The organism is Alteromonas sp. H39, assembly GCF_047556435.1.
Lineage (GTDB): Bacteria > Pseudomonadota > Gammaproteobacteria > Enterobacterales > Alteromonadaceae > Alteromonas.
Genome location: NZ_CP180210.1, coordinates 578,599 through 603,337 on the forward strand (window position 1 = coordinate 578,599; position 24,739 = coordinate 603,337).

Here is a 24,739-nt window from a genome sequence, read left to right on the forward strand (position 1 = left end):
AGAAAAGAATGAGCGACAAAATTATCCAGTTAACTGACGATAAGTTCGAAGCAGATGTTATCAATGCCGACGGTCCTGTGCTGGTTGACTTCTGGGCTGAGTGGTGCGGCCCATGTAAAATGATCGCACCAATTCTGGAAGAAATTGCGAGCGAATTCGATGGCAAGTTAACAGTTGGTAAGTTGAATGTCGATGAAAATAACGAAACGCCGCCAAAATACGGTATTCGTGGCATTCCTACTCTGCTGCTTTTCAAAGGCGGTAATGTTGCAGCGACCAAAGTTGGCGCCTTATCGAAAACGCAACTAACAGAATTTCTGAACGAAAACCTGTAAGGTTTCGATTCAGAGGAAAAGCCCGGCAGCGGAAACGTTTGCCGGGCTTTTTTGTGCTTGCATCAATTAACTGCAATTCTCATCCCGCATTCGCGCTCTATACTGCTTATTTCCCGCAAGCGACGTTTATGCGATTGCAGCAGTCAGGCCTGACTCACTTAACATGTCTGAGCTTAATGGCTGACCCGTTACCACATCTGGCGAATTGCAGCTATACTCCGGTTGTCATTTCGCGCCATTCCAACATGCGTATACCCATTAAGGACATGGTGAGTCAAAAAGCGACGCGTATTATGTGGCGGGAGAGGTTGCCAGGGCTAATGAAAACGGTCACCGTAGGCAGATATGGAAGGATGCTTTGCGTTGCTTAGGCACACTGATGATAACACCTGCTTCGAATGTTTTGCTCACACTTACGATTACCGTACCCTGAGCACAGCCCGCCCGGCTTCAGAGGCCGTGGCAATCAAATCAGAGGGTGGCTGCCAAAGGGCAATATGTTCTGCGCGCCGGGGGGCGGAATGTGCGATACTGGCAAGGTGTATTATCGCGTAGATATCTGATATTGCATTAACACGCCGCTTTATACGGTGTTGTTTAACTTTTTTTAACATCTTGGGTTAAAAGGCTGGACGTACTCGGGTTATGGTGCTAACGTTCTAAAAGCTCTCATCTGAGCAGCGTTCTGCTTAGCCCACATCCGGGCATAATTTAACTCTATTCTAAAGAAAACGTAGTGACCAAAAGTCCTGTAAGCGAAGTTCAAGCACAAAGACCCACCAGTATGAATTTAACTGAACTAAAGAACAAACCAATCAGCGAGCTGGTTGGCCTGGCCGAGGAAATGGGCCTGGAAAATATGGCGCGAGCCAGAAAACAAGACATCATTTTCTCTATCCTGAAAGCTCACGCAAAAAGCGGTGAAGATATTTTCGGCGACGGCGTCCTGGAAATTCTTCAGGATGGTTTTGGCTTCCTTCGTTCGGCGGATTCGTCTTACTTGGCAGGCCCGGATGATATCTACGTCTCACCCAGCCAGATTCGTCGATTCAATCTGCGCACCGGTGATACGATAAGCGGCAAGATACGACCACCAAAAGACAGTGAACGTTATTTTGCCCTTCTGAAAATCCGCGAAGTCAACTTCGACAAACCAGAAAACTCCCGCACCAAAATCCTTTTCGAAAACCTTACCCCACTGCACGCAGAGTCACGTTTGCGTATGGAACGTGGGAATGGATCTTCTGAGGATATTACCGCACGGGTTCTGGATCTGGCGTCACCCATTGGCCGCGGACAACGTGGTTTGATAGTGGCACCGCCGAAGGCCGGTAAAACGCTGTTGCTGCAAAACATCGCGCAATCGATCGCTGCCAACCACCCTGAATGTGAGTTGATGGTATTGCTGATTGACGAACGTCCGGAAGAGGTGACTGAAATGCACCGTCTGGTGCGTGGAGAAGTGGTAGCCTCAACCTTTGATGAGCCTGCCAGCCGCCACGTTCAGGTAGCCGAAATGGTTATCGAGAAGGCCAAGCGTCTGGTAGAGCACAAGAAAGATGTAGTGATCCTACTGGATTCTATTACGCGTCTGGCACGTGCTTATAACACAGTCATTCCTTCATCAGGTAAGGTACTGACAGGTGGTGTAGACGCTAACGCCCTGCACAAACCGAAGCGTTTTTTCGGTGCGGCGCGTAACGTGGAAGAAGGCGGCAGCCTGACCATCATCGCCACCGCGCTTATCGATACCGGCTCTAAAATGGATGAAGTTATCTATGAAGAGTTTAAAGGTACCGGTAACATGGAGTTGCATCTGAACCGCAAGATTGCTGAGAAGCGTGTTTTCCCTGCGATTGACTTCAACCGTTCCGGCACACGTCGTGAAGAGTTGCTGACATCTGAGGGTGAACTGCAGAAGATGTGGATCCTGCGCAAGATTGTGCATGAAATGTCAGAAATTGACGCCATGGAATTCCTGATCAACAAGTTGTCTATGACGAAAACTAACGACGAGTTTTTCGACGCGATGAAACGCCAGAAAAGCTGATCAACGTGTTTCTAAGACACCTAAAACGCGCCCAAGCCGGCGCGTTTTTTTATGTCTGAAAGCTGGATACAGAGGGTAACCGCCAGCTTTTTTACAAACCTGTATCCCTTCGATGCAGCAACGCGCAGGCAGAAACGAGCCACGTCCCTGTTAAAGCTGCTCATGCTATCTTCCAGATACACGCAGACGACCTCACCTGTAACTGCAACACCCCACTAATTTCCGGGGCCATGCTGTTTTAAGTTCAAACTTCTGTCTAATTCTCAGCGATACCCTTTTGTTTTACTGTATGAGCAGGTGTTTATGCGAACAACATCTTGCAGGACCGAATAACCGTAATTCAGTTTTGGACTGGTTGCTAGTATGCTGGGGTGTTGACCACTACCAAAAATGACAAGAAAGGATGTAACTATGTATAGAAAGCTTGCTGCTGCAGGATTCGGTGTGTTCGCTGCTGTCTGTGTTGCACAAACCGACGTTGAGAAAAAAGTCGAAGCAGTTGAGGCCGACGTTATTAAATGGCGCCATCATTTTCACGAGTTCCCTGAACTTTCTAATCGTGAATTCAACACCGCAAAATATATTGAGAAATTTTTGCGTTCACTGGATTTAGAGGTCACAACCGGCGTTGCCCGCACTGGCGTAGTGGCGGTGCTCGACAGCGGCAAGCCAGGCCCGGTTGTGGCCCTGCGGGCGGATATGGATGGCTTACCGGTAAAAGAAGAGAACGATTTGCCATATCGCTCAACGCAGATGGGCGAGTATAACGGTCAGGAAGTTCCGGTAATGCATGCTTGTGGTCATGATACGCATATGGCCATGTTAATGGGCGCAGCAAAAATTCTGACCGAAATGAAATCTGAGCTGCGCGGCAAAGTGAAGTTTATCTTCCAGCCAGCGGAAGAAGGGGCACCTGCCGGTGAAAAAGGTGGGGCGGAAATCATGGTGAAAGAAGGTGTGCTGAAAAACCCTGATGTCGATGTGATTTTTGGTCTGCACATTAGCGCCAATTCAGACGTGGGAACTGTCAGTTATAACGCGGGTGGCACCATGGCGGCCGTTGACCCGTTTAAAATTGTTATCCACGGTAAGCAGGCACATGGCGCTTATCCGTGGAAAAGTGTCGACCCTGTGGTAACTGCCGCGCAAATGATTATGAGCTTACAAACTATTGTTAGTCGTGAGCTCAAACTGATTGATGACGCTGCGGTAGTGTCGGTGGGCTCTATCCACGGTGGCAACCGCTCCAATATTATTCCTGAAAAGGTCGAAATGGTGGGCACTATTCGCACCCTGAATAAGGCGGCCCGCGATCACATCTATGAAACGTTGCCACGTAAAGTGAAAGGTATCGCTGACAGTATGGGGGCGGAAGCTGAGCTGACTTTGCCGCTGGATTACTATTATCCGATTACCTATAACGATCCCGAGCTGACCGCGCAGATGCTGCCTACTGTTAAACGTACGGCCGGCGAAGAAAATACCATTCTGACAAAGCCGGTAACCGGCGCAGAAGACTTTTCTTTCTTCCAGGAAAAAATTCCGGGCCTTTATATGTGGGTTGGCGGAAAACCTTTGGATGTGCCAGAGGAAGAGTCTCCCGCCCATCACACACCTGAGTTCTACGTAGATGACTCGGGTATGAAGCTAGGGGTCGAGCTTTTAACCAACCTGACACTAGACTACATGAAGAACAACTAGTGTCGTTATGAAGAGAGCATCGTGAAACGTCAGCTAATCAGCGGAAAAAACGCGTTCTCTCTTCTGTTGTTATGTCTTGTTGGTGCCGGCCTGAATATGCTGCCGGCACCATTTCAGACTGAAGGCACAATTGCCTTTGGTTTTGCGCCTGCGGTGTTTATCGCTCTGGCCTATCCACTTCGCATTGTCATTCCTTCACTTGCGATCATCAGTCTACCCGTCTTTCTGACTCAGTCCGCAGTCGTGGACGAAGTGGGTCTGGCGCTGTTACCACTGATGATTGCCCTGCTCAGCAACCGGGGCGATACTTTCAGAGTATTAAAGACAGGGATGTATTACTGGTCTGCGATCCTTATCCCTCCGCTGCTGGTGGAATACTATCTTCGCTTTCCCGCAGAGCCGGTGATTATCGTTACCGCCGCCATGGTTACCTGGTTAAGTGGCATGTTCTCTCTCTTGGCCGGCCATTTTGTGTATGTCGGGTTCAGCCTTTACGGCAGAGCAAAAAGTGACGAGGTGATGCGCATCGAATCGCTGTTTAGTTACTTTTTTGCCAGTACGTTTTTTATGTTGTTGCTGCTGGTGATTTATTTTTATGTTGGCGTGTTTCAGTCGCAAACTTCTGACCGTATAACCAATTACATGACGCAGCGAACTATGGTGCTTTCAGAGCAACTGAATAGTTTTCTTACCGTTCATCACAACGCCATCATTAACAGCGCGGCGAACCTGTCCAGCCTGGACGCGCTAAGCGAGGAGCAGCGAGATCGTTTGTCGCAACGTCACCTCGATAACCTCGCGATAACAAATCCACAGTTTTTAACTTTTCTGATTACCGACAGCCGCGGAGAAATCACACACGCACATCCCGAAAACCTGCTGGAAAAGGCTCGCGAGAACGGGTTTACCAATGTTGCTGAGCGAAGCTATTTTATTGTGCCAATGAACGCTGGCGTGGCGTACAAGTCAGATGCGTTTCGTGGCCGAGGCTTTGGTAATGATCCTATCGTGGCGTTGTCGGCACCAATAACCACGGATAAAGGCGAACATACAGGCATTGTTGAAGGGTCTCTATCGCTGGATACGTTTGCCTCCTTTGATAAACAAAACATGGAAGGTTTTTCGCTGCTAATTACCGACACCGCATCACGTGCCGTGTATGCATCGCCTTCATTAGGCATTGAGACTTTGTCTCTGGTGAATCACAGGACATGCGTGGACTGTGAGGATACGGTTTCGCTGAACGATATCTCCTGGCTTTCTGAAGTCTCTCCCATTACGGATATCGGGTGGCGCGTACACCTTTACTATGACGTTAAACGTTTTATCAACGTTACCAGTGAATATCTGCTACTGGCATTAGTGGTATTGCTATTGCTCGCTTTATTTGGCGTGCTGGTAGGGCAACTGGTAGCCCGGCTGGTTGAGAAGCCGATAATACGGCTTATCCGGCATTTTACAGAATTTGATCCTTCCGCAAGCATGAAGAAAATGACCCGGGATGCCGGGTTACAGCTTCAGGAAATTACAGCACTGAATGAAGAGTTTGAGTCTCTGCAGCAACGTCTGGTGCAGGCATTTCAGGCCCTGGATGCCTCACGGGAAGAGCAGCATCGTCTGAATATCGAGTTGGGACTGTTGAATACCTCATTAGAAGAGCGTATTGAAGACAAAACGCGCTCACTCACCATTGCCCTGGATAAAGCCGAAGCGGCCAATGTCGCCAAGACACAGTTTTTGGCCAATATGTCTCATGAAATCAGGACGCCAATGAATGGCATTATTGGTACCTGCGAAAACTTATTGGATAAGCCACTGAATTCAGAGATTGCGCGGCAAGTTGGTGTCATTGCGGCCTCTGCGAATAACCTGCTTCATATATTAAACAGCATTCTGGACTGGTCTAAAATTGAAGCAGGAAAAATGACGATGGATCATCATCCCATGTCATTGTCCTCGGTGATTGAGGCATGTTGTCACCTGCATTATCAGACGGCAAAGCAAAAAGGCGTCGACCTCAGGTTGCACTTGCAAGGCAGTCTTCCCGAAGCTGTCTACGGGGATGCCGCCAAACTAAGCCAGATTCTGAATAACTTGTTGAGTAACGCGGTGAAGTTTACCGATAACGGGGACGTGGATGTTGAGGCGTCATTTGAAAATGATGAGCTGCACCTATCGGTAACCGACTCTGGCGTGGGGATCGCGCCCGAAAAACATGAGAGCATATTCGATCAGTTTGAGCAGACCGATGCTTCTACCACGCGAATATATGGCGGAACCGGGTTGGGCCTGGCAATCACAAAAAGGCTGGTTGAGCTTATGCGTGGCGATATTCAGGTTACCAGCTCCGTAGGATCGGGGACGACATTTACCGTCACTATCCCATTTGAAAAGAGCCATAATGGCATAGTATCCGACGAGGAGCATTTATCGCCGTTGCCAGCGGATTCCCGCATTCTGCTGGTAGAAGACAATGATATTAATGCAGAAATTGTAATGGAGATGCTGGCTTCTGAACAGGTAAAGTGTTTGCGCGCGCGCAACGGTGAGCAGGCGTTAGAAGCGCTGTCCCGCATGCATTTTGATCTTGTGTTGATGGATTGTCAGATGCCGGTTATGGATGGATTTGCCGCCACCAGAGAAATACGCAGGCGAGAGGATGGTGTTAAAACCATTCCGGTAATCGCACTAACCGCTAACGCGTTTTATGACGATCAACAGGCATGTTTGTCTGCTGGCATGAACGCGCACCTCAGCAAACCTATCCGTAAAACCCGCCTTTTTGCGGTGATTTCACAATACCTTGATGCTAACTGAATAATGCCGTCACCCCTTCCCCCGAAATCTGACCATACGCCTATTACGCATCAGGCTGCGTGAGTGATTCCAGAAAGGCTTTCGACGCCAGGCTTAGTGGACGCGACGTTATCGTGACCGCCTGCCAATGGGTTATCAGCGGAAAACCCTCTACCTTCAGCACCCTGACAGTCTCTTTTGGCACCTGCGCCAGCGTATGTTCAGAAACAATTGCCAGGCCAAGACCGGAAGATACCGCCAGGCGTATGGCTTCGTTGCTTTCAATTACCATGACATTATCAAAATGAAAATCGTGCTTATGACAAAAGTCATCAACGGCGCGCCGGGTGCCGCTTCCGGTTTCCCGTAGCAGGAATTTCTTACTTTGTAAGGCTTTGAGATCGCAATCATCAGGGCCGTCATAGTCTGGTGGAGCAATGACTTGCAACCGGTTTTCTTTGAACGGCGTACAGGCCAGCTCCGGATTGCTTGGTGGCAGACTGAATATATACAGGTCGTCCTGATTACGCGCCAGACGGTCGACAATTTTTTCGCGGTTTCCCACGGTGAAGCGCACATCAATATTGGGGTGAGCTTTACAGAACGGGCTGAGAAGGGGAGGAATAATGTACTTCGCTGTAGTAACCACCGCCAGCTTCAGCGAGCCAACTTCAAGACCCTGCAGTGCCTGAATCTGGCTATTGAGTTTTTGTTGCGAGGTCAGCACTTCCTGCGCACAACGATAAACTGCGATGCCTGCGTCGGTCATTGTAGCCTTACCTTGCCGATATTCCAGAAGTGGCATACCTACTATCGAACTCAATTTCTTCAACTGCAAAGAAACAGTGGGTTGAGACAGGCCGAGTTCAACAGATGCTGCGGTGACCGAACCGGTATCTACCACATGCTGAAATACTTCTAACAGGCGAAAAGTGATGGCGTTCATACAGCGTCTTTTTTTATTTATTTTAGTAAATAGGTATAGATACTATTTTATATTATCGCAACGTCAAGTTTATCACAGGGGGACTGTAAACGCTGCGAAGCTATGGGATTTGATGGGAAATTGCGCTACAATCGCCGGCTTTTCCAGAAGGCAGGGCCTGACGCCAGAGCCCCATCAGGGGCGGGCCAGCCGGGTGAGTCAAACATCTAACCGTTGAGGATTTGTAGATGGCAAAAGTTGCGATTGTTATGGGGTCTACATCAGATTGGCCTACCATGCAGGAAGCGGCCAAAATGCTTAAGGCATTTGGCGTAGAATTTGAAGCCAAAGTTGTGTCTGCACACCGTACCCCGAATTTACTTGTCGAGTTCGCCGAGAGCGCAGCAGAAAACGGTTTCAGCGCCATTATTGCAGGCGCAGGTGGCGCCGCGCATTTGCCTGGAATGGTCGCCGCACATACCCATCTGCCCGTATTTGGTTGTCCGGTAAAATCTCGTGCGCTGAGTGGCCTGGATTCGTTGTTGTCCATTGTGCAAATGCCTAAAGGCGTTGCCGTTGGCACACTGGCAATCGGCGAAGCCGGTGCTGCCAATGCGGGCTTGCTTGCCGCTCAGGTAGTGGCACTGAGTGATGAAAAAGTGCGTGACGCGGTGATCGCATTTCGTCAGTCGCAGACCGATAAGGTGCTTGCCAGCAGCAAGCTGGAGCTCGACTGATGCAGGTACTCGTTTATGGTGCCGGCCAGCTGGCGCAAATGATGTATTTGGCAGGCTGTCCGCTTGGCATTGATGTTCAGGCCGTAGATGTGACCAATGATTCGGTGGTAAACCCGGTTACCAAGCAGCCATTAGACATCACACTGGCACACGCCATAGATGCCGCAGACGCGCTTACCGTAGAGTTTGAGCACGTCCCAGAGCGTTTACTGGAAGAGGCTGCGCGCTCAGGAAAGTTAATGCCCGGCATTGAATCTGTGTTAGTAGGCGCAGACCGGGTACGCGAAAAGCGCCTGCTGGAATCTGTCAGCGTGCCTAATTGCGCACACCGTGTTGTGACCCAACTGGACCAGCTTGACGAGTGCGTATCGGCGCTGGGAGAAAGGCTAATCCTTAAGGCCAGTCGCGATGGCTACGATGGCTATGGTCAATGGCGTCTGACCGATGCCTCTAAGCTTGATGAGCTGAAACGTAACTTGTCTGCACTTGATTTAGAGACGGTGCCGCTGGTAGTAGAGCAAATGCTTAACTTCGACCGGGAACTCTCTGTTATTGGTATTCGCAGTAAGTCGGGTGAAATCAAAGTGTATCCGCTGGCAGAAAACCTGCACCATCAGGGGCAGTTGCATGTGTCTGTGGCGCCAGCAACAAACGTGAGTGAGCAACTTCAGGCCGACGCAGAAAAGATTTTCACGACCCTTGCTGAAGGCATGAAATACGTAGGCGTGCTTGCCGTCGAGTTGTTTCAGTGCGGTGATACGTTGCTGGTCAACGAACTGGCACCGCGAGTACACAACTCCGGTCACTGGACCTTAACCGGCAGTGACACCAGTCAGTTTGAAAATCATTTGCGTGCTGTGTGCGGCTTGCCTTTGGGGGATACCCGAGCACGGGGACCGGCGGCGATGGTTAATATCATAGGCTGCAGTAGTTTCTCTCGCGACCTGCTGAGTATTGCCGGTTGCCATTTGCATTGGTACGGCAAGTCGGTAAGAGAGAAGCGTAAAATGGGTCATATCAACGTTACAGCTCAGTCTTACGCAGAGCTCGGCGATAAGTTACAGACCTTGTCATCGTACGTGCCGGTTGAGTTTTTCCCTAAACTGGGTAACGAAGCGCAGCGCCTCAAACACGTTTAATTCGCTTGACAACATGCAGCGGATGACTAAAATACGCATCCGCTGTCACGCAGTGCCCTTGCGGCAATGTCGTTTCAGTGAGTCACCTTAGTGTGCCGACTTAGCTCAGTTGGTAGAGCAACTGACTTGTAATCAGTAGGTCGCCAGTTCGATTCCGGCAGTCGGCACCATTTCTATTTCTTCTTTTATCCCGTCATAGACTACCGTAAGATAATCGTGAGTTTCTTTCGGAGTAACAGTATGTCTTTCAGACAGTTATTATTTGCCGTTCTGGGCTTTTCGGTGTCTTCGCTTGCGTATGCTCAGGCTGACCTGGTGATATCCGATCCGTTCGCCCGAGCGACGTTCCCCATGGCCCAATCGGGCGCTGTTTACCTTACCATTGAAAATAATGGGGAGACGACACGTACCCTGAGTGCGGTATCGGTAGTCGATGAGATTGCAGATGAAGCCCAGATTCACACCACGGAAATGCGCGGTGAGATGATGCAAATGCGTCAAGTCACAGAGGGCGTTCCGATTGCTGCAGGGCAGTCGGTCAGCTTTGAGCCAGGCAGTTACCATATCATGCTGATGGGACTACGACATGGTTTATCAGAGGGCGATAGCGTCGCTTTAACCCTGAAGATGGCAAATGGCGAGACTATTGCGGTGAATGCCGCGGTAAAACCCATTGATAAAGAATCAAATCACCACCATCATCATTAATGCGGCGAGAATGCGCAAAAAGCATTTTCATCTGACGTGACTGTTAACAATAAGGAAGTTCGGCGCTGAATGTGCTTTTTGCAGCGAGTGCCCGGACGTTTCCGTTTTCACTGATTAATGCTGAGTTTTTATCAGCATGGCTGTGGCTCAGGGAAGGAATTTTGCAGTGAACTAATCCAAATCCCTGAGGATTTAGTATCAAAAATATAGATTACATATTTAATTTCTAATCTGTTCGCGACAACTTAATAAAGGAGTAAGCGATGACGAAGATTGATATTGGTATTTCCGAAGGGGACCGTTCTGAGATTGCAGAAGGTCTGAAAAAGTTACTGGCTGACTCTTACACCCTGTATCTGCAAACCCACAATTTTCACTGGAACGTGACAGGGCCGCAGTTTCGGGATCTGCACTTGATGTTTGAAGAGCACTACACCGAGCTGGCTGAGGCGGTGGATGAAATTGCGGAGCGGATCCGAACGCTCGGAATTGCAGCTCCCGGCACCTACAAATCGTTTTCAGAACTGAGTTCCATTGAAGAAGTGGAAGGTGTACCGGAAGCAACCGAAATGGTCCGTCTGTTAACCCATGGCCATGAGCAGGTAGTGAAAACCAGCCGCGAAGCGCTGAAACTGGCGCAGGACGCTGATGATGAGTCTACCGCTGCACTGGTTTCTGATCGTATGCGTGTGCATGAGAAAACCGCGTGGATGCTTCGTGCGATGTTGCCCAACTAAGTGAGATAACAATGGCTAATAAGTTAAAGGCTGCGGCAATTGCCGCGGCCTCTTTATTTGTAGCAACCGCAGCGTCTGCTGAGGATGTTGAACTGAATGTTGAAACCTTGGCAGAGGGGTTAACCCACCCGTGGGGGATGGCGTTTATGCCAAATGGTAACATTCTGGTAAGTGAGCGAGCCGGTGGACTTCGTGTGTTCACGCCGGGCGAAGGTCTGAGTGAACGACTGAAAAACGTACCTGATGTGGCTGCGGTAAATCAGGGCGGCATGCTGGATGTTGCTGTAGATCCCGACTTCGCCTCCAATAGCACTATCTATTTCTGCTACAGCAAACCCGGCGAAGGCGGCAGCAGTAGCAGCGTAACCAAAGCGACGCTGAAAGACGGCGAAATAGCCGATGCGAAAACGATTTTCACAGCGGCACCGCTGGTAAATAACGGATTCCATTTCGGTTGTCGTCTGGCTTTCGATAGCGAAGGGTATTTGTTTATCACGCTCGGCGATCGGTACAAGTACATGGATGAGGCGCAAAACACTGATAACCACTTCGGTAAAATAGTAAGAATTCATGCCGATGGCAGTGTGCCCGAATCCAACCCGTTTACTGACGGCGGCGCACCGGAAGTTTATTCTTACGGACATCGTAATGTTCAGGGCATCACCGTGCACCCGCAAACGAAGGCGGTGTGGGCAATGGAACACGGACCAAAAGGCGGGGACGAAGTTAACTTACTGGAAGCCGGCGCCAACTATGGCTGGCCTGAAATCACCTATGGTATCGATTACAGCGGCGAGATTATTTCTGACAAAACAGAGATGGAAGGGATGGTGCAGCCGGTGCTTTACTGGGACCCTTCGATCGCGCCAAGCGGTATGACGTTTTATTACGGTGAGCCTTTCAAAGCGTGGGAGGGAGACTTGCTGGTTGGATCACTGAAGTTTACACACCTGCGTCGCGTCGACATGGAGGGTGATACGCCCAAAACACAGCATGAATACCTGCGTAATCGTAGCGAGCGGATCCGTGACGTGGAAGTCGGTCCAGATGGGTTTATCTACCTGCTGACAGATGCCCCGAACGGCAAGCTGTTAAAGGTGTCTCCGGCAAACTAATCTGGTTAACTGCAGAGATACGTAAACTAGAAAACGCGGCCAGAGTGCCGCGTTTTCGTTTGCTGACACACAAGATTGTAGTCTCTATCCCCGGTGCAAACCTGACTTGCGTTCGCGCCAGTTCCGGCATCGTTGAAGCCAGCCCCCTTGCAGATAGACAACATTAAACCTGCATTTTCAGTGATCCCGTCGCGCTCAGTAAAACTACCAAATTGTAAGCGATTAACCATAGGGATTGATTATGAAAAAGCAATTAGCTTCATTACTTCTTGGCATTTGCAGTGCATCGGCACTGGCCACTACGATTGATATGACAGATGCCAATACCGGTGAGCCGATGGGCACCGTCGTTGTCAGTGAGTCTGATTATGGTCTGGTATTTACGCCCGCGCTGACCGGGCTTAAACCGGGTGGTCATGGCTTTCATGTGCATGAAAATCCATCTTGTGAGAGCAGTGTGAAAGACGGAGAAAGCGTTCCGGCAGGTGCTGCTGGCAGCCATTATGATCCTAAGAAAACGGGGAATCACGGATATCCATGGGATGCTGATGCACATATGGGCGATCTGCCGTTGCTGTATGTTGGAAAGCAAGGTGATGCAACACATCCTGTGCTGGCCCCCCGATTGAGCATGAGTGATATTCAGGGGCGAGCGTTAATGGTGCATGAAGGCGGGGATAATTACTCAGATAATCCCAAAAAGCTGGGTGGCGGCGGACCGCGAGTATTGTGCGGTATTATCCGCTGAAATTATTAGAGAAAAACGCTACACCTCAGACAGCTCGAAATCAGGTACTGTCATGTGAGTAAATAGCGGATTCCAGCCTGATAGCAAAAGTCTGCGCGACGTTCATAAAAAAAGCCGGGTAAACACCCGGCATTTTTATGCGCTACACACTTGCACTATTACGCCCGAGTCGGCTACTTCTCAGCCGTCGTTTTGTATCGCTCAAACCAGGCCAGAATATTACCTACTTTCTGGATCAGTCGTGAAGGTCTGGACGCAATACCGTGAGGTGCTCCTGGAATGCGAACCATGGCGGCATCAACGCCCTGTAATCGCAGCGCCTGATAAAATTGCTCTGATTCGCTTATAGGAGTGCGGTAATCCGACTCACCGGTTAATAGCATAGTAGGGGTCTTTACATTGCCAACCAGTGACAGCGGGCTGCGATCCCACAGCTTGTCGGCCACTTCCCACGGCATAGCTTCCATCCAGTACTGACTGAAGTAAGGATACGCATCTGCCGTCAGTGCGAAACTCACCCAGTTAATAACGGGCTTGGCAACTACCGCCGCAGCAAACCGGTCTGTTTTGCCCACTGACCATGCCGTCAGCACGCCGCCCCCGGAACCACCGGTGATGAACAGGTTTTTGGTATCAACGTAGCCTTTGGCAATGACTGCATCCACCACGTCCATCAGGTCGTTATAATCTTCAGACGGATAGTTGTGGTGGATCAGGTTACCGAAGTCTTCACCGTACGAGGAACTGCCGCGAGGATTTGACCAGACAACCACATAACCTTTGGCGGCCATGAGCTGCACTTCCATAGAGAAGTGTGGGCCATAGGCAGCGTGTGGACCACCGTGGATCTCAAGGATCATCGGGTAACGCTTGCTGCTGTCAAAATCAGGCGGCAAGGCAACCCAGGCATCAATGTTACGCTCATCCACACTCGACGTTACCTTGATCGCTTCAACCTGTGCCAGCTTCAGGTGACCCAGCGCGTCGGAATTCAGGTCTGTTAATGTGGTGGTTTTGCCACGACGAGTATATAGCGCCAGATCAGCGGGGGTTGTCATCGTCGCTGTGGTAAACGCGATATCACCCTTTTTACTTAGTGCGAACTCTCCGGATGTGTAAGGGCGACCCATAGACTGACCACCAATAGCGATATCCAGTTTATCGATGTCGCCGTCAAGGTCGACGCGGGCAAGTCGATTGTTGCCTTCGTCCAGGTACGAGAAAACCAGGCTGTCGCTATCATCTGCCCAGACAAAGCCACCGATATTGCGATCCAGTGACGAGGTTAATCGCCGGGTTTTACCGGATTCGGTATGCATGATCATGATATCGCCGGTCTGGTAAGACAATTTGCGGTCGTTAAGCTGCACAAATGCCAGCCACTTGCCATCAGGGCTAAGCGAAGGGGCATACTCAGGACCAGCAATATCGGTGATCTGCTCAATGGCTGCTGACTGAGTATTAACACGGAAAATATCACCTCCCAATGGACGTAACGCGTAATCCTCAGCGCGATCTGCAGCGAAGTAAATCCATTGATCATCTTTACTGAAGGAAAGGCTTCCACCATTGGGAAAGTTGCCGGTGGTTAATTGTCGCGGCGTCCCGCCACTGACTGGCAATATATAGATTTGCTGATAACCATCCGGTAGATAACCCGCACCATCTGAACGATACCGTGTCTTTTCAATGAAAGTCGCAGGCTCAGCCCAGTTAGCACCACTTGGCTTTTTCGGCATGTCTTTAAACAACGGCGGCTGACTGGCTGGTGTAAACAGGGTAAACGCAATATGGCGTCCATCGTGAGACCAGGTCAGACTGCCAGGAGAATGAGACAGATTGGTGAGTCTGGCTGACTGGCCAGAGTCCATGTAACGCACATACAGCTGCGCCGAGCCGCCTTGGTCTGAGATGTACGCGAGTTTACTGCCATCGTCGGAAAGCACAGCCTGGCGGACATTGGCATTATTTGCCAGTAACGGGCGGTGAGACTGGCTTTTCAGGTCTACCTGCCACAGAGATGAGTGAGTACGGTCCTGCATAACGTCCATGCTTCGACGCTCGTAAACTACGGTGCTGCCATCCGACAGAAAGAACGGAGAGGCAGGGTATTCAAGATTAAATGTGTCCTGATAGGACAGCGTATCCGGTAGTGATGATACGTCCGCATGGGCTGCGGTTGCACCAGTCAACAGCGCAAGCGCCAGAGAGACTTTTCTTATTGCTAGCATGTGCTTCCCTTTATGATTGTTTATTTTTTTGCTAACCCTTCGCACTGGAATTTCGCATGCTCACCATAACTGCGACGCAGTCTGATGTGCGCTGTGCGCACACCTCCAAAGCATTGGCCAGCCGGCCTTGCCGACAAGGTAGCTAACTGACTAACCGCGAACATTCATATGCAAATTGATATTCGGCTACCTACGACAACGGGAGCCGCAACGATCAGGTCTAAGGCCCGGTTATTATGCAGGCGCGAAAGCCTGATAAGCCAGTAACGCCGTTATCGCAGCGAGACTTTTCCGGTAAGGATATCTTTAAACATAACCCAGTCGCCCATCAGACTATAAAGCGGATAGCTGAAGGTAGCGGGCCTATTCTTTTCAAAGAAAAAATGGCCTACCCAGGCAAAACCGTAACCAATAACCGGTAGCAGCCATAACAGCATCCACATTTGTGTGACGATGGCAATCCCGATTACGGCAAGTACCAGCCAGGAGCCGATAAAATGAAGCAGGCGACAGGTAGGGTGCGAGTGCTCCTGCAGGTAATACGGATAAAAATCAGCAAAACGGGTAAAGGGTTCCTGGTGCTTGTGAACCTGATTGTCGGGTGTGCTCATTATCCTCTCCGCGTAAATATCGGTGGTAACTGGTCCCGTGTGCGTCAATGTTATACCCACAGACAACAGTTGCGCATCACATTAACACTATTTTAACGTCGCGCCAATTTGCTACAGTTTACGGCAGACGTGAACCTGTGATACTCATAGCGTCACCTTGTAATATTTGCTAACCGCCCCATATAACCCACAACGCAGTTTAACAGGCAAAAACGATGGATAACTTAGTCGCAACTAACACCGCAACGGTGGTGGATATCACCGTCGAAAATTTCCAGCAAGTGATCTTGCAGGATTCTCAGGAAAAGCTGGTGATGATCGATTTCTGGGCTGACTGGTGTGAGCCCTGTAAAGACTTGATGCCAATTCTGGAAAAACTGGCGGGCGAGTACAGTGAACATATGATCTTGGCGAAAGTTGATTGTGATGCGCAACAGGAAGTCGCCGGGCAATTTGGCATAAGAAGCCTGCCCACCGTCATGCTGGTGAAAGATGGTCAGCCTGTCGATGGTTTTGCCGGAGTGCAGCCGGAAGCACAAATCCGCGAAATGTTGGCAAAATATCTGCCAAATCCGGAAGACGATGCGCTCCAGGAAGCCGCACAGCTGGCTGCCGCAGGAGACTATCAGGCGGCGTTTCCGATTGTAAAACAAGCGGTGGATATTAACCCGGACAATATTGATGCGAAATATCTGTACATCGACTGCTTAATCGAGACCGGTTCAGTGTCTCAGGCTAAAGAGCAATTGGCGACGATTAAACTGGTCGATCAGGACAGCCGCTATCAGGCACTTAACGGTAAGATTGAGTTGGCTGAACAGGCGGCAGAAACGCCGGAAATCAAGCAACTGCAAGAGGCCGTTGCTAATGAGCCGGATAACCTGCAGTATAAAATTGACCTTGCCGTACAGTTACAACAGGCACATAAGGCGGATGAGGCGCTGGAGTTACTCTACACCGTGTTGAAAAAAGATCTGAACTTCGGTGACGCGCGAAAGCTGATGCTGGATATGGTGAATGCCCTTGCCGATGGCGATCCGCTGAAATCCGAATATCGCAGAAAGGTCTACGGTTTACTGTACTAATATCAGGTGATGGCCGCGAACTGCAGGCCAGCCTGTTTCCCGGAAGCCGCGTCCGCGCGCCCAGACTACCATTCGCCTTTGTCGCGGTGTGTAAACACACCGCTGGTATTTAGAGCTACCTATGGCAATAAAATGTGAGTTTCTGGCCAGTCTCACCTGTGCTTATGTATTTGGAAAGGGAGAGTAGCCCTCCTGATGCAGCCAGTTCAGCGCGTCAAAGTATGTGGTGAAATATTCCCGGCGGTAATCGAACTTTGCCAGCTCATTGTCTTCTGCCGGGTGGGTGCGCTCCAGTTGTGCTTTTTTGACCATGCCGGCGTCTAACACATAGGCGGAGCGTTTCAGTCCGTTTTTAATATTGTTTTTGATGGTTTCAGACAGGCATTTCTGGCAGTCGGGTGTGGACAGCACCCATCTCCGGCCATCCATCAGGGCTGCCCAGGGGTTGTTGTCAATGCGCCGCACCAGCTCTTTCATATCAAGCGCCATCGCCTCGGCAGTATTCAGATTCCAGGCACCCGTCGCGAATACTTCCATGACATTACCGGAAAAATCCAGCGCATAATGCCCGTATTTTGGGAATTTCACCTGCATCTCCTTGATACCTATTTGACTGGTATTTGCGCATGCCAGCATAACCGCTAACAGGATCACGACAACGGCATCAACCGGTAACGTTATCCCCAGGGCTGGCAACGTATAAAGGTCTTTTCATCCACTCTCTGTTACGTGAGTAAACATCAGTCAAAGAAGTATTTTTGTCAGGTGTCTTATTGTATATAGCAAATATATTGGCACCAGATCAGGTTAATTCCACTGGTCGTAGTTGTTTTACTGTGTTACTCAGTAGCGGGGATGACCTGATTACGAATGCGTCACGGTGAGCCTCCCGTTCAAAGATCGGCAACGAGCGATGATCTGCAATATCGCACCTCTGGTGTAAACTCTGCTGACCAGTTCCTGAAGCGATATAATCTGTCACAGGAAACTACAGAGCCGGGCATTTTTTGCTACAGTCCTCCTGTCTTGCCGTCATAGGAATCATCGTACATGTTCAAGCAGTACTATCAGCGCTTTTTAAAAGAAAATGGCGCGAAACAGCATTTTTCGCCACACAGTCATTATTTCTGGCCAGATGTTACCCGCGATGCCATGTTGCAATACTGGGATGACAGCGCACGATGGGTCGATGATAAATGGGGGCACTTTTTTGAAACCTGTGTGCCTCAGTTACAGCAACACATCAGTGGCTTGTTGAATACCACATGCCCAGAGCAAATTGTGTTCGCTTCCAACACCCACGAACTGCTCTTTCGTATTCTCAGTTGCAAGGACTGGCGTCGTACGCTGCGGATACTTTCCACAGACAGTGAATTTCATAGTTTTTTCCGTCAGGCAAATCGTCTGGCTGAGCTGGATAATGTGACTGTGAATACTGTAGCTGCGCAGCCTTTCGCTTCTTTTACCGATCGCTTCGTTGCAGCCATTGACGACGGACAGTATGACGTGGTTTTTCTCAGCCATGTCTTTTTTAATTCCGGGTTTGTCGTCAAGGACATCAACCGCATTGTCGACGCCGTTGCCGACAGCGACACCATTGTGATTATTGACGGCTACCATCACTTTATGGCGAAACCACTGGATATTCGTGAGTTAGAGTCACGGATTTTCTATCTCGCTGGTGGCTATAAGTACGCCCAGGGCGGAGAAGGTGTGTGTTTTGCCCATGTGCCGCGCGGCTGCAGGTTAAGGCCACTGTATACCGGCTGGTTTGCAGAATTCGGTGCGCTGGATAAGCCCCGTGCCGGAGAAGTACAGTACAGCGAGGATGGGATGCGCTTTGCCGGCGCGACCATGGATTTTTCTGCACTGTATCGGTTGCGGGCGGTTATGGACTTATTCGCAGACGAGGGTATAACCGTCGACAGAATAGATGCGCATGTTATGGCCGTGCAGGACGCTTTTCTGAATCAACTGGATAAACTTGGGCACCCTCTACTTAACCGACAACAATTACTGGTGAAAGACGCGGCATCGCGGGGGCATTTTCTTACGTTTGAGCTGCCTGATGCAGACACCACTTCCCGCATTGCCTCACAGCTGAAAACACACAATATGCTTACCGACTATCGGGATAACCGCCTGCGGTTTGGGTTTGCGATGTACCACGATCCACAGGATATTGATATCAGTGCGCTGGCGCAGTGCAAATAAATCAGCGAAAAGCCGCCGGACTACCGTCAAAGCACAGTACCGGCTGTAAAGAAGGCAAAACCATGAAACAGGGTAAGGAGTAAATATGGAGTGGCTTTGGCAGGCACTGGCGATGGTGTTAATAATCGAGGGAATCGGACCATTGTTGTTTCCGGAGCGCTGGCGCCTGTACCTGCTGCAAATCAGTCAGCAGCCAACCAACCACCTTCGGCAGATTGGCGGTGTCCTGGTGATTGTGGGTGTCGTGAGCCTGTTTTACCTGGTGCGCTGACCGCGAAGTGGTGGTGCGGCGGCGATAACCGGGTACCATCCGCCGTATAATTAATACACCGGCTTTGCTGCCCTCGCTTTGACTCACGCGGCGAGTAAACCGGCAGTGCATTTGACTGGCACTTGGCTCATAAGGTCTCACCTGGGGTTTCTGGCAAGCTATGCCAATACGCACTCATCGAGTGGGCAAACATACAGCAGGTAATCCGGCACTAAACAAACAGTGTATCAGTGGTATCTGGTTGATCAGTGAAACTGTCGAGCAAAGCAGCGCTGCCAGCTAACACGCTGAAATTCATTGAAATGCGGGAAAAATGTTCTGAGTGCTGCCTTTTTGCGCATAAAAGAGATGATCACCACAGGTGATTTTTGATAGAATCCACGCCTAATTTTTTTACGCATTTGATTCATGGCAAAGAACGTTGTGGTACTCGGCACTCAATGGGGTGACGAGGGTAAAGGTAAGGTTGTTGATCTTCTCACTGATCGCGCTAAATATGTGGTCCGTTATCAGGGCGGCCATAATGCCGGTCACACGCTGGTAATTGACGGCGAAAAGACCGTCCTTCATTTAATCCCATCGGGTATTCTTCGGAACAATGTCACCTGCATCATCGGTAATGGTGTAGTGTTGAGCCCGGACGCCTTAATGACCGAAATCAACATGCTGGAAGAGCGTGGCGTGCCGGTGAGAGAACGCCTGAAAATCAGCGAAGCCTGTCCACTTATTCTGCCTTATCACATCGCACTTGACGTCGCTCGCGAAAAAGCCCGCGGCAAGAAAGCGATTGGTACGACTGGACGTGGTATCGGCCCGGCATATGAAGATAAAGTATCGCGCCGAGGCCTTCGCGTAGGCGACTTGTTTAATGCTGACGATTTCGCAGTGAAGCTCAAAGAAGTTCTGGATATCCACAATTTCACGCTGACGCAGTACTACAAAGAAGAGCCGGTCGATTTCGACGAGACATTGAAAAAAGCGCTGGCTGTAGCAGACATTCTTAAAGCCATGGTTGTGGACGTGACTGACGAGCTGGATAAAGCGCATAAAGCAGGCTTGCCAATCATGTTTGAAGGCGCGCAGGGTACGCTGCTTGATATTGACCACGGTACTTACCCGTATGTAACCTCTTCAAATACCACTGTCGGTGGGGTGGCAACGGGCGCCGGTTTCGGCCCGCTGAAACTGGACTACGTGTTGGGCATTGTGAAAGCGTACACCACGCGCGTGGGCTCAGGGCCATTCCCTACCGAGCTGGATTGTGATGTGGGCGAGCATTTGGGCGTGAAAGGGCACGAGTTTGGCGCCACTACGGGGCGTAAGCGTCGTACTGGCTGGTTTGATGCGGTAGCGATGAAGCGTGCTGTTCAGATTAACTCAATTACAGGGTTCTGCCTGACTAAGCTGGATGTGCTGGATGGCCTGGACACGTTGCAGATTTGTACAGGGTACAAAGACGCACAGGGCAATGTGAAAGACGTACCGCCAATGGCGGCTGACGGTTATGACCTGGTAACGCCGGTTTATGAAGAAATGCCCGGCTGGTCTGATAACACCTTCGGCATCACTCGTTACGAGGATTTGCCACAAGCCGCAAAGAACTACATCATGCGTTTGGAGCATATTACCGGAGTTCCTGTGGATATCATTTCTACCGGCCCGGATCGCAACGAAACCATTGTATTACGTCATCCTTACGACGCATAACACACAATTTATTCAAAGATTATCCACAGCCTGCTTTTGCAGGCTGTGTTGTTTCTGAATCTGGCGTTTATTTTCCGCTGCGCACACTGCAACCTGGAATACCTGTTGTGAAAGACTGGCCGGCTGCGTTAGCGGTTGGGGAATGAACGATGTTGGTTTGCGTATGCTCCCTGTTGCCCAAATCACTACACGACTTTACACAGGGACAGAGAAAGCGCCAGAGCCGCCACTGGCATGGCAGAATAGTGTGGCTTTTCAGGAAGAAAATGTTTTAGTATGAAAGCATGCAGTTCAATAATAAGCTGGCGCTAAACAATTCGTGTTCAGGCAAATGCTGACAGGAGCGTTTCTGTCCAGACGCACTACAAGTGGAATACGGTGGTCTGTTGATAATTCTCTAACGAAGCAACATCGCAGGACGCCACGGTTTGCTTCTTCAGACGCTGATATCGCCCAACCCCTGCGGCGAGGCCACACCGACCGCGCTGACAGTGTTTCCGTCATCACAATAGCGGGGTGTATATCTGCCTTTGCACTGTGTTCGGTCAGCAACCTTAATGCAGTACCGCTATGACTATCACCAAGCACGCTCGAATTCTGTTTCTGACTGCCGCGCTTTATTTTGTACTGGGTATTGTAGGTCAGAAAGTTGCTATGCCTCCGGGGTTCGCCGCTATCATCTGGCCAGCGGCCGGTATAGCGCTTGCGGCTGCATTATTGTTTGGGCGCACTGGACTTGCAGGGATATTACTGGGCGCTTTTGCACTCAACGTTAATACTCTGGAAGGCGCTGGTGACTGGCGCGTCGAGTATCTTCTTCCATTCCTGATGAGTGCCGGAGCCTGCTTGCAGGCCTTCGTAGGCAGCGCACTGATAAAGAAAACCATAGGATTCCCGTTTGCTTATCACCGCTCTTCAAATGTGGTTACTTTCGTTTTGCTGGGAGCGTTACTCAGCACGATAATTTGTGCTTCCGTCAGCTGCCTGTTGTTGTGGCATTACGGTTTAATTAGCCTCAGCGAGCTATTCATTAGCTGGGTAAACTGGTGGGCGGGAGATGCCATTGGGGTCATCTTTCTGTTTCCCTGGTTGCTGGTATTGTTTCCAAAAACGATGTCGGTGTCACATCAAAAGCCAAAACTGGTATTACTGTCACTCATTGGGATCACACTGGGTGTTCTGAGCCTGTCGTGGCTGGCTACACAAATGGAGAAAAACAAACAGCATAAAGCGTTCTCTGACAATGCCGTAATGATGGCACAATCGCTTAAAAGCGAGATAAGTAACGTTATCAATATCCTTCACAGTACCGCAGGTTTTGTAGGTTCGCATAAAGAATTACAGCCTGACGAGTTTGATGTGTTTAGCGAAGAACTGGTGCAACGCAATCCAATTTTGCATGGATTGTCTTGGAACGCCAGGATCCTTGACGAAGAACTTGATGGGTTCCAGTCGCATATGCAGGAGCGATATCGCGATAGTAAGCTTGTCAGCGACTTTGTCGTAAATGAACGGGATGAAGAAGGCAGAGTTAAACCGGTACAACCCCGGCCTGTGCACGTAGTGGTCAGCTACATCGCGCCATTTGAACGTAATCGTGAGGCCCTGGGGTTCGTTGCAAACTCCCAGTCAACCCGCGGCATGGCCCTGCAAACGGCAAGGGTTTCGCAGAATGTTTTCCCTACGCTGCCTATCCGGTTGATTCAGGGCGAAAATGAGCAAGCCGGCGTGCTTCTGTTTCTGCCTGCTCAGTCAGCCAGATCGAACACCGACAGCTATATGTCCGAGGGGTATGCAACGGCGATATTGCGGGTAAGTGATATGGCGGAGATGACGTTATCCGGAAATATTCTGGATAACACCGGTATCGCGCTGGTGGATCCGGATGCGCCGGAAGATCAAGCCATTCTGTATCATTCCAACATGTCAGCGCCCGCCTTACAGGCACTGAAAAAGATGTTGGCTCCTGACCGCTACAATACGTCGTCGGACTATTTCCCCTTATTCGAGCGCCATGTTGTGCCGGTTGGTGGCCGCGCCTGGGAGTTGATCCAATTTAGCGCGAGTGACTACATTTTTCAGCCATGGGGTGTCCAGTTGCTGCTGGCAGCCGGTTTGCTTTTCACCGGATTGTTGGGATGGTTTATCGTGATTCTCGCCGGCCATGCCAATGAAGTAGAGTATCAGGTTGAGACCCGCACCCGGGATCTGAAACTAAGCAACGATCGCTTAATGGAGTCAGAAAAGCAGTTACAGGAAGCGCGCGACAATGCGGTAAAATCAAATAAAGCAAAAAGTGAATTTCTGGCGAACATGAGCCATGAAATTCGCACGCCGATGAACGCGATTATTGGGCTAAGCAGTTTGGGAAGTCGTCAGGCGGTGAGCCCACAGGCACATGAGAAGTTTACGCGTATCAACCAATCCGGTGAAATGTTACTGCAAATCATTAACGACATTCTGGATTTCTCCAAAATCGAGGCGAATAAGCTGGAACTGGAAACGGAAGTCTTTGCACTGACAGACATTATCCGTCAGCTCGATAGCATGTTCCGGTCGCAGGTACAGGAGAAGCAGCTAACACTGACATTTCGTTTTGGCGGCAAATGCGAAAAGTACTATGTGGGCGATGCCTTACGCCTGAATCAGGTATTGGTGAATCTGGTGAGTAATGCGGTGAAGTTTACGCACACCGGAGGAATCGAAGTTGTTGTCACGCCGGGCCAGACAGAGGCCAGTGATGCCGCGATGACCTGGACAGTCAAGGATTCCGGAATCGGTATGACTGACAAGCAGATTGAGAGTTTGTTTGATGCATTTACACAGGCCGATACCTCTACCAGCCGCAAATACGGCGGTACGGGGCTGGGCATGGCAATCAGCTCGCGGTTGGTAGCCGCAATGGGGGGCACGTTTGAGGTTGAGAGTACGCCGGGTGAAGGCACAACGATGACGTTTACCGTACCTATCCGTCCTGCGACGAAAGCGGAACGTCATCAGGCGGAAAACCAGAAGAAAAATGTGTCAACGCCGGTATCCAGTCAAATGGAGCTTTCAGGCCGCGTTCTGCTGGTAGAGGATAACGCTATTAATCAGGCTGTCATCAGTGAGCAGCTGCAGCATATCGGTATCCATCCTGATATTGCCGAAAACGGCAAGCAAGCGGTTGATAAGGTAAAAGACAATACCTATGCATTGGTATTAATGGATATTCAGATGCCGGTAATGGATGGGTATGAAGCCACGCGACAAATCCGTAAAGCGGGAATCACCGTGCCTATCGTTGCACTGACCGCCGCCGCCATGGTTGAAGACAAACAAAAAGCCATTGCCAGCGGCATGAATGATCATCTTGGCAAACCCTTCCGCGAGCGCGAAATGCGCGACATTATTATGAAGTGGTGTGGATAAGCTTAGGACCTCCTGCAGCAATCCTTTTACTTCTTTAGCTAAATAAGCGGTGTTGCACTGGAAAGCCTGTTGGGCTGGCTCTTGTCGTAGCTGTTACCAACTTACTTAAATACCATGCAGTGATGGGGCCTGCTGAGCTGGCTAAATCACCAGGCCATTGAGTTACGAATTTCAGGGTAGATAGCAGAGGTGGCATAGCAAGAGAGGTTGGTAAACAC

General features: G+C 50.1%; 19 protein-coding genes and 1 tRNA gene. 16 read left to right on the forward strand and 4 right to left on the reverse strand.

The features are described from left to right. Positions 1-8 precede the first annotated feature (8 nt). The 4 genes from trxA (ACLBLI_RS02410) to ACLBLI_RS02425 all read left to right on the forward strand — a co-directional run bounded on the left by trxA (ACLBLI_RS02410) (position 9) and on the right by ACLBLI_RS02425 (position 6,903). Entirely contained in the window at positions 9-335 is a 327-nt protein-coding gene (gene trxA, locus ACLBLI_RS02410; RefSeq protein ID WP_218311758.1) for a thioredoxin TrxA, read from the forward strand. Between the two features lie 784 nt (positions 336-1,119). Beyond that, entirely contained in the window at positions 1,120-2,385 is a 1,266-nt protein-coding gene (gene rho / locus ACLBLI_RS02415; RefSeq protein WP_218311760.1) for a transcription termination factor Rho, read from the forward strand. A gap of 411 nt (positions 2,386-2,796) precedes the next feature. Then, positions 2,797-4,086 (forward strand): amidohydrolase, encoded by a 1,290-nt coding sequence (locus ACLBLI_RS02420; protein ID WP_414829581.1) that lies wholly within the window; start codon positions 2,797-2,799, stop codon positions 4,084-4,086. 21 nt (positions 4,087-4,107) lie between these two features. Then, complete coding sequence (locus ACLBLI_RS02425) at positions 4,108-6,903, forward strand: ATP-binding protein (RefSeq protein ID WP_414829582.1); 2,796 nt, start codon at positions 4,108-4,110, stop codon at positions 6,901-6,903. A 43-nt stretch (positions 6,904-6,946) separates the two neighbouring features. On the opposite strand, the gene ACLBLI_RS02430 is transcribed toward ACLBLI_RS02425, so the two are convergent. Next, positions 6,947-7,828: a LysR family transcriptional regulator gene (locus ACLBLI_RS02430; RefSeq protein ID WP_414829583.1), complete on the reverse strand. Its 882-nt coding sequence runs from the start codon at positions 7,826-7,828 to the stop codon at positions 6,947-6,949. 227 nt (positions 7,829-8,055) lie between these two features. Here ACLBLI_RS02430 and purE point away from each other — a divergent pair, with 227 nt between their 5' ends. From purE to sodC, 7 genes are all read left to right on the forward strand, one after another. After that, a complete protein-coding gene (gene purE / locus ACLBLI_RS02435; protein ID WP_414829584.1) occupies positions 8,056-8,544 on the forward strand; it encodes a 5-(carboxyamino)imidazole ribonucleotide mutase in 489 nt (162 codons plus the stop codon). Beyond that, positions 8,544-9,683, forward strand: a complete 1,140-nt coding sequence (locus ACLBLI_RS02440) for a 5-(carboxyamino)imidazole ribonucleotide synthase (RefSeq protein ID WP_414829585.1) — start codon at positions 8,544-8,546, stop codon at positions 9,681-9,683. The genes purE and ACLBLI_RS02440 overlap by 1 nt, the downstream gene beginning before the upstream one ends. Positions 9,684-9,777: 94 nt before the next feature. Further along, positions 9,778-9,853, forward strand: a tRNA-Thr gene (locus tag ACLBLI_RS02445). Between the two features lie 70 nt (positions 9,854-9,923). Next, on the forward strand, positions 9,924-10,391 hold the full coding sequence (locus ACLBLI_RS02450; protein WP_414829586.1) for a copper chaperone PCu(A)C: 468 nt from the start codon (positions 9,924-9,926) through the stop codon (positions 10,389-10,391). A gap of 263 nt (positions 10,392-10,654) precedes the next feature. After that, positions 10,655-11,128, forward strand: a complete 474-nt coding sequence (locus tag ACLBLI_RS02455; protein ID WP_414829587.1) for a Dps family protein — start codon at positions 10,655-10,657, stop codon at positions 11,126-11,128. An 11-nt stretch (positions 11,129-11,139) separates the two neighbouring features. Then, positions 11,140-12,243, forward strand: coding sequence for a PQQ-dependent sugar dehydrogenase (locus ACLBLI_RS02460; protein WP_414829588.1), 1,104 nt, complete (start codon positions 11,140-11,142; stop codon positions 12,241-12,243). Positions 12,244-12,484: 241 nt separating this feature from the next. Continuing rightward, positions 12,485-12,991, forward strand: coding sequence for a superoxide dismutase [Cu-Zn] SodC (sodC, locus tag ACLBLI_RS02465; RefSeq protein WP_414829589.1), 507 nt, complete (start codon positions 12,485-12,487; stop codon positions 12,989-12,991). Positions 12,992-13,164: 173 nt separating this feature from the next. Here the strand turns inward: sodC and ACLBLI_RS02470 are convergent, their stop codons facing one another. Together ACLBLI_RS02470 and ACLBLI_RS02475 are read right to left on the reverse strand one after the other, a co-directional pair. Next, positions 13,165-15,222 carry a S9 family peptidase gene (locus ACLBLI_RS02470; RefSeq protein WP_414829590.1) on the reverse strand — a complete coding sequence of 686 codons (2,058 nt, stop codon included), beginning with the start codon at positions 15,220-15,222 and terminating at the stop codon, positions 13,165-13,167. A 272-nt stretch (positions 15,223-15,494) separates the two neighbouring features. Further along, positions 15,495-15,833, reverse strand: coding sequence for an Mpo1-like protein (locus ACLBLI_RS02475; RefSeq protein WP_414829591.1), 339 nt, complete (start codon positions 15,831-15,833; stop codon positions 15,495-15,497). 215 nt (positions 15,834-16,048) lie between these two features. Between ACLBLI_RS02475 and trxA (ACLBLI_RS02480) the strand changes: the two genes are divergently transcribed. After that, positions 16,049-16,918 carry a thioredoxin gene (trxA, locus tag ACLBLI_RS02480; protein ID WP_414829592.1) on the forward strand — a complete coding sequence of 290 codons (870 nt, stop codon included), beginning with the start codon at positions 16,049-16,051 and terminating at the stop codon, positions 16,916-16,918. Between the two features lie 162 nt (positions 16,919-17,080). Here trxA (ACLBLI_RS02480) and ACLBLI_RS02485 read toward each other — a convergent pair whose 3' ends face one another. Then, complete coding sequence (locus ACLBLI_RS02485; RefSeq protein ID WP_414829593.1) at positions 17,081-17,506, reverse strand: hypothetical protein; 426 nt, start codon at positions 17,504-17,506, stop codon at positions 17,081-17,083. 462 nt (positions 17,507-17,968) lie between these two features. Here ACLBLI_RS02485 and ACLBLI_RS02490 point away from each other — a divergent pair, with 462 nt between their 5' ends. The 4 genes from ACLBLI_RS02490 to ACLBLI_RS02505 all read left to right on the forward strand — a co-directional run bounded on the left by ACLBLI_RS02490 (position 17,969) and on the right by ACLBLI_RS02505 (position 24,521). Then, positions 17,969-19,132, forward strand: a complete 1,164-nt coding sequence (locus ACLBLI_RS02490) for an aminotransferase class V-fold PLP-dependent enzyme (protein ID WP_414829594.1) — start codon at positions 17,969-17,971, stop codon at positions 19,130-19,132. 85 nt (positions 19,133-19,217) lie between these two features. After that, positions 19,218-19,403, forward strand: a complete 186-nt coding sequence (locus ACLBLI_RS02495) for a DUF2065 domain-containing protein (RefSeq protein ID WP_414829595.1) — start codon at positions 19,218-19,220, stop codon at positions 19,401-19,403. A gap of 408 nt (positions 19,404-19,811) precedes the next feature. Further along, entirely contained in the window at positions 19,812-21,110 is a 1,299-nt protein-coding gene (locus ACLBLI_RS02500; RefSeq protein ID WP_414829596.1) for an adenylosuccinate synthase, read from the forward strand. Positions 21,111-21,680: 570 nt separating this feature from the next. Further along, positions 21,681-24,521 (forward strand): ATP-binding protein, encoded by a 2,841-nt coding sequence (locus tag ACLBLI_RS02505; RefSeq protein ID WP_414829597.1) that lies wholly within the window; start codon positions 21,681-21,683, stop codon positions 24,519-24,521. Positions 24,522-24,739 lie beyond the last annotated feature (218 nt).

Coding starts and splice junctions, on each gene's coding strand:
- trxA (WP_218311758.1), top strand. CDS start 9: ATGAGCGACAAAATTATCCAGTTAACTGACGATAAGTTCGAAGCAGAT.
- rho (WP_218311760.1), top strand. CDS start 1,120: ATGAATTTAACTGAACTAAAGAACAAACCAATCAGCGAGCTGGTTGGC.
- ACLBLI_RS02420 (WP_414829581.1), top strand. CDS start 2,797: ATGTATAGAAAGCTTGCTGCTGCAGGATTCGGTGTGTTCGCTGCTGTC.
- ACLBLI_RS02430 (WP_414829583.1), bottom strand. CDS start 7,828: ATGAACGCCATCACTTTTCGCCTGTTAGAAGTATTTCAGCATGTGGTA.
- purE (WP_414829584.1), top strand. CDS start 8,056: ATGGCAAAAGTTGCGATTGTTATGGGGTCTACATCAGATTGGCCTACC.
- ACLBLI_RS02440 (WP_414829585.1), top strand. CDS start 8,544: ATGCAGGTACTCGTTTATGGTGCCGGCCAGCTGGCGCAAATGATGTAT.
- ACLBLI_RS02450 (WP_414829586.1), top strand. CDS start 9,924: ATGTCTTTCAGACAGTTATTATTTGCCGTTCTGGGCTTTTCGGTGTCT.
- ACLBLI_RS02455 (WP_414829587.1), top strand. CDS start 10,655: ATGACGAAGATTGATATTGGTATTTCCGAAGGGGACCGTTCTGAGATT.
- ACLBLI_RS02460 (WP_414829588.1), top strand. CDS start 11,140: ATGGCTAATAAGTTAAAGGCTGCGGCAATTGCCGCGGCCTCTTTATTT.
- sodC (WP_414829589.1), top strand. CDS start 12,485: ATGAAAAAGCAATTAGCTTCATTACTTCTTGGCATTTGCAGTGCATCG.
- ACLBLI_RS02470 (WP_414829590.1), bottom strand. CDS start 15,222: ATGCTAGCAATAAGAAAAGTCTCTCTGGCGCTTGCGCTGTTGACTGGT.
- ACLBLI_RS02475 (WP_414829591.1), bottom strand. CDS start 15,833: ATGAGCACACCCGACAATCAGGTTCACAAGCACCAGGAACCCTTTACC.
- trxA (WP_414829592.1), top strand. CDS start 16,049: ATGGATAACTTAGTCGCAACTAACACCGCAACGGTGGTGGATATCACC.
- ACLBLI_RS02490 (WP_414829594.1), top strand. CDS start 17,969: ATGTTCAAGCAGTACTATCAGCGCTTTTTAAAAGAAAATGGCGCGAAA.
- ACLBLI_RS02495 (WP_414829595.1), top strand. CDS start 19,218: ATGGAGTGGCTTTGGCAGGCACTGGCGATGGTGTTAATAATCGAGGGA.
- ACLBLI_RS02500 (WP_414829596.1), top strand. CDS start 19,812: ATGGCAAAGAACGTTGTGGTACTCGGCACTCAATGGGGTGACGAGGGT.
- ACLBLI_RS02505 (WP_414829597.1), top strand. CDS start 21,681: ATGACTATCACCAAGCACGCTCGAATTCTGTTTCTGACTGCCGCGCTT.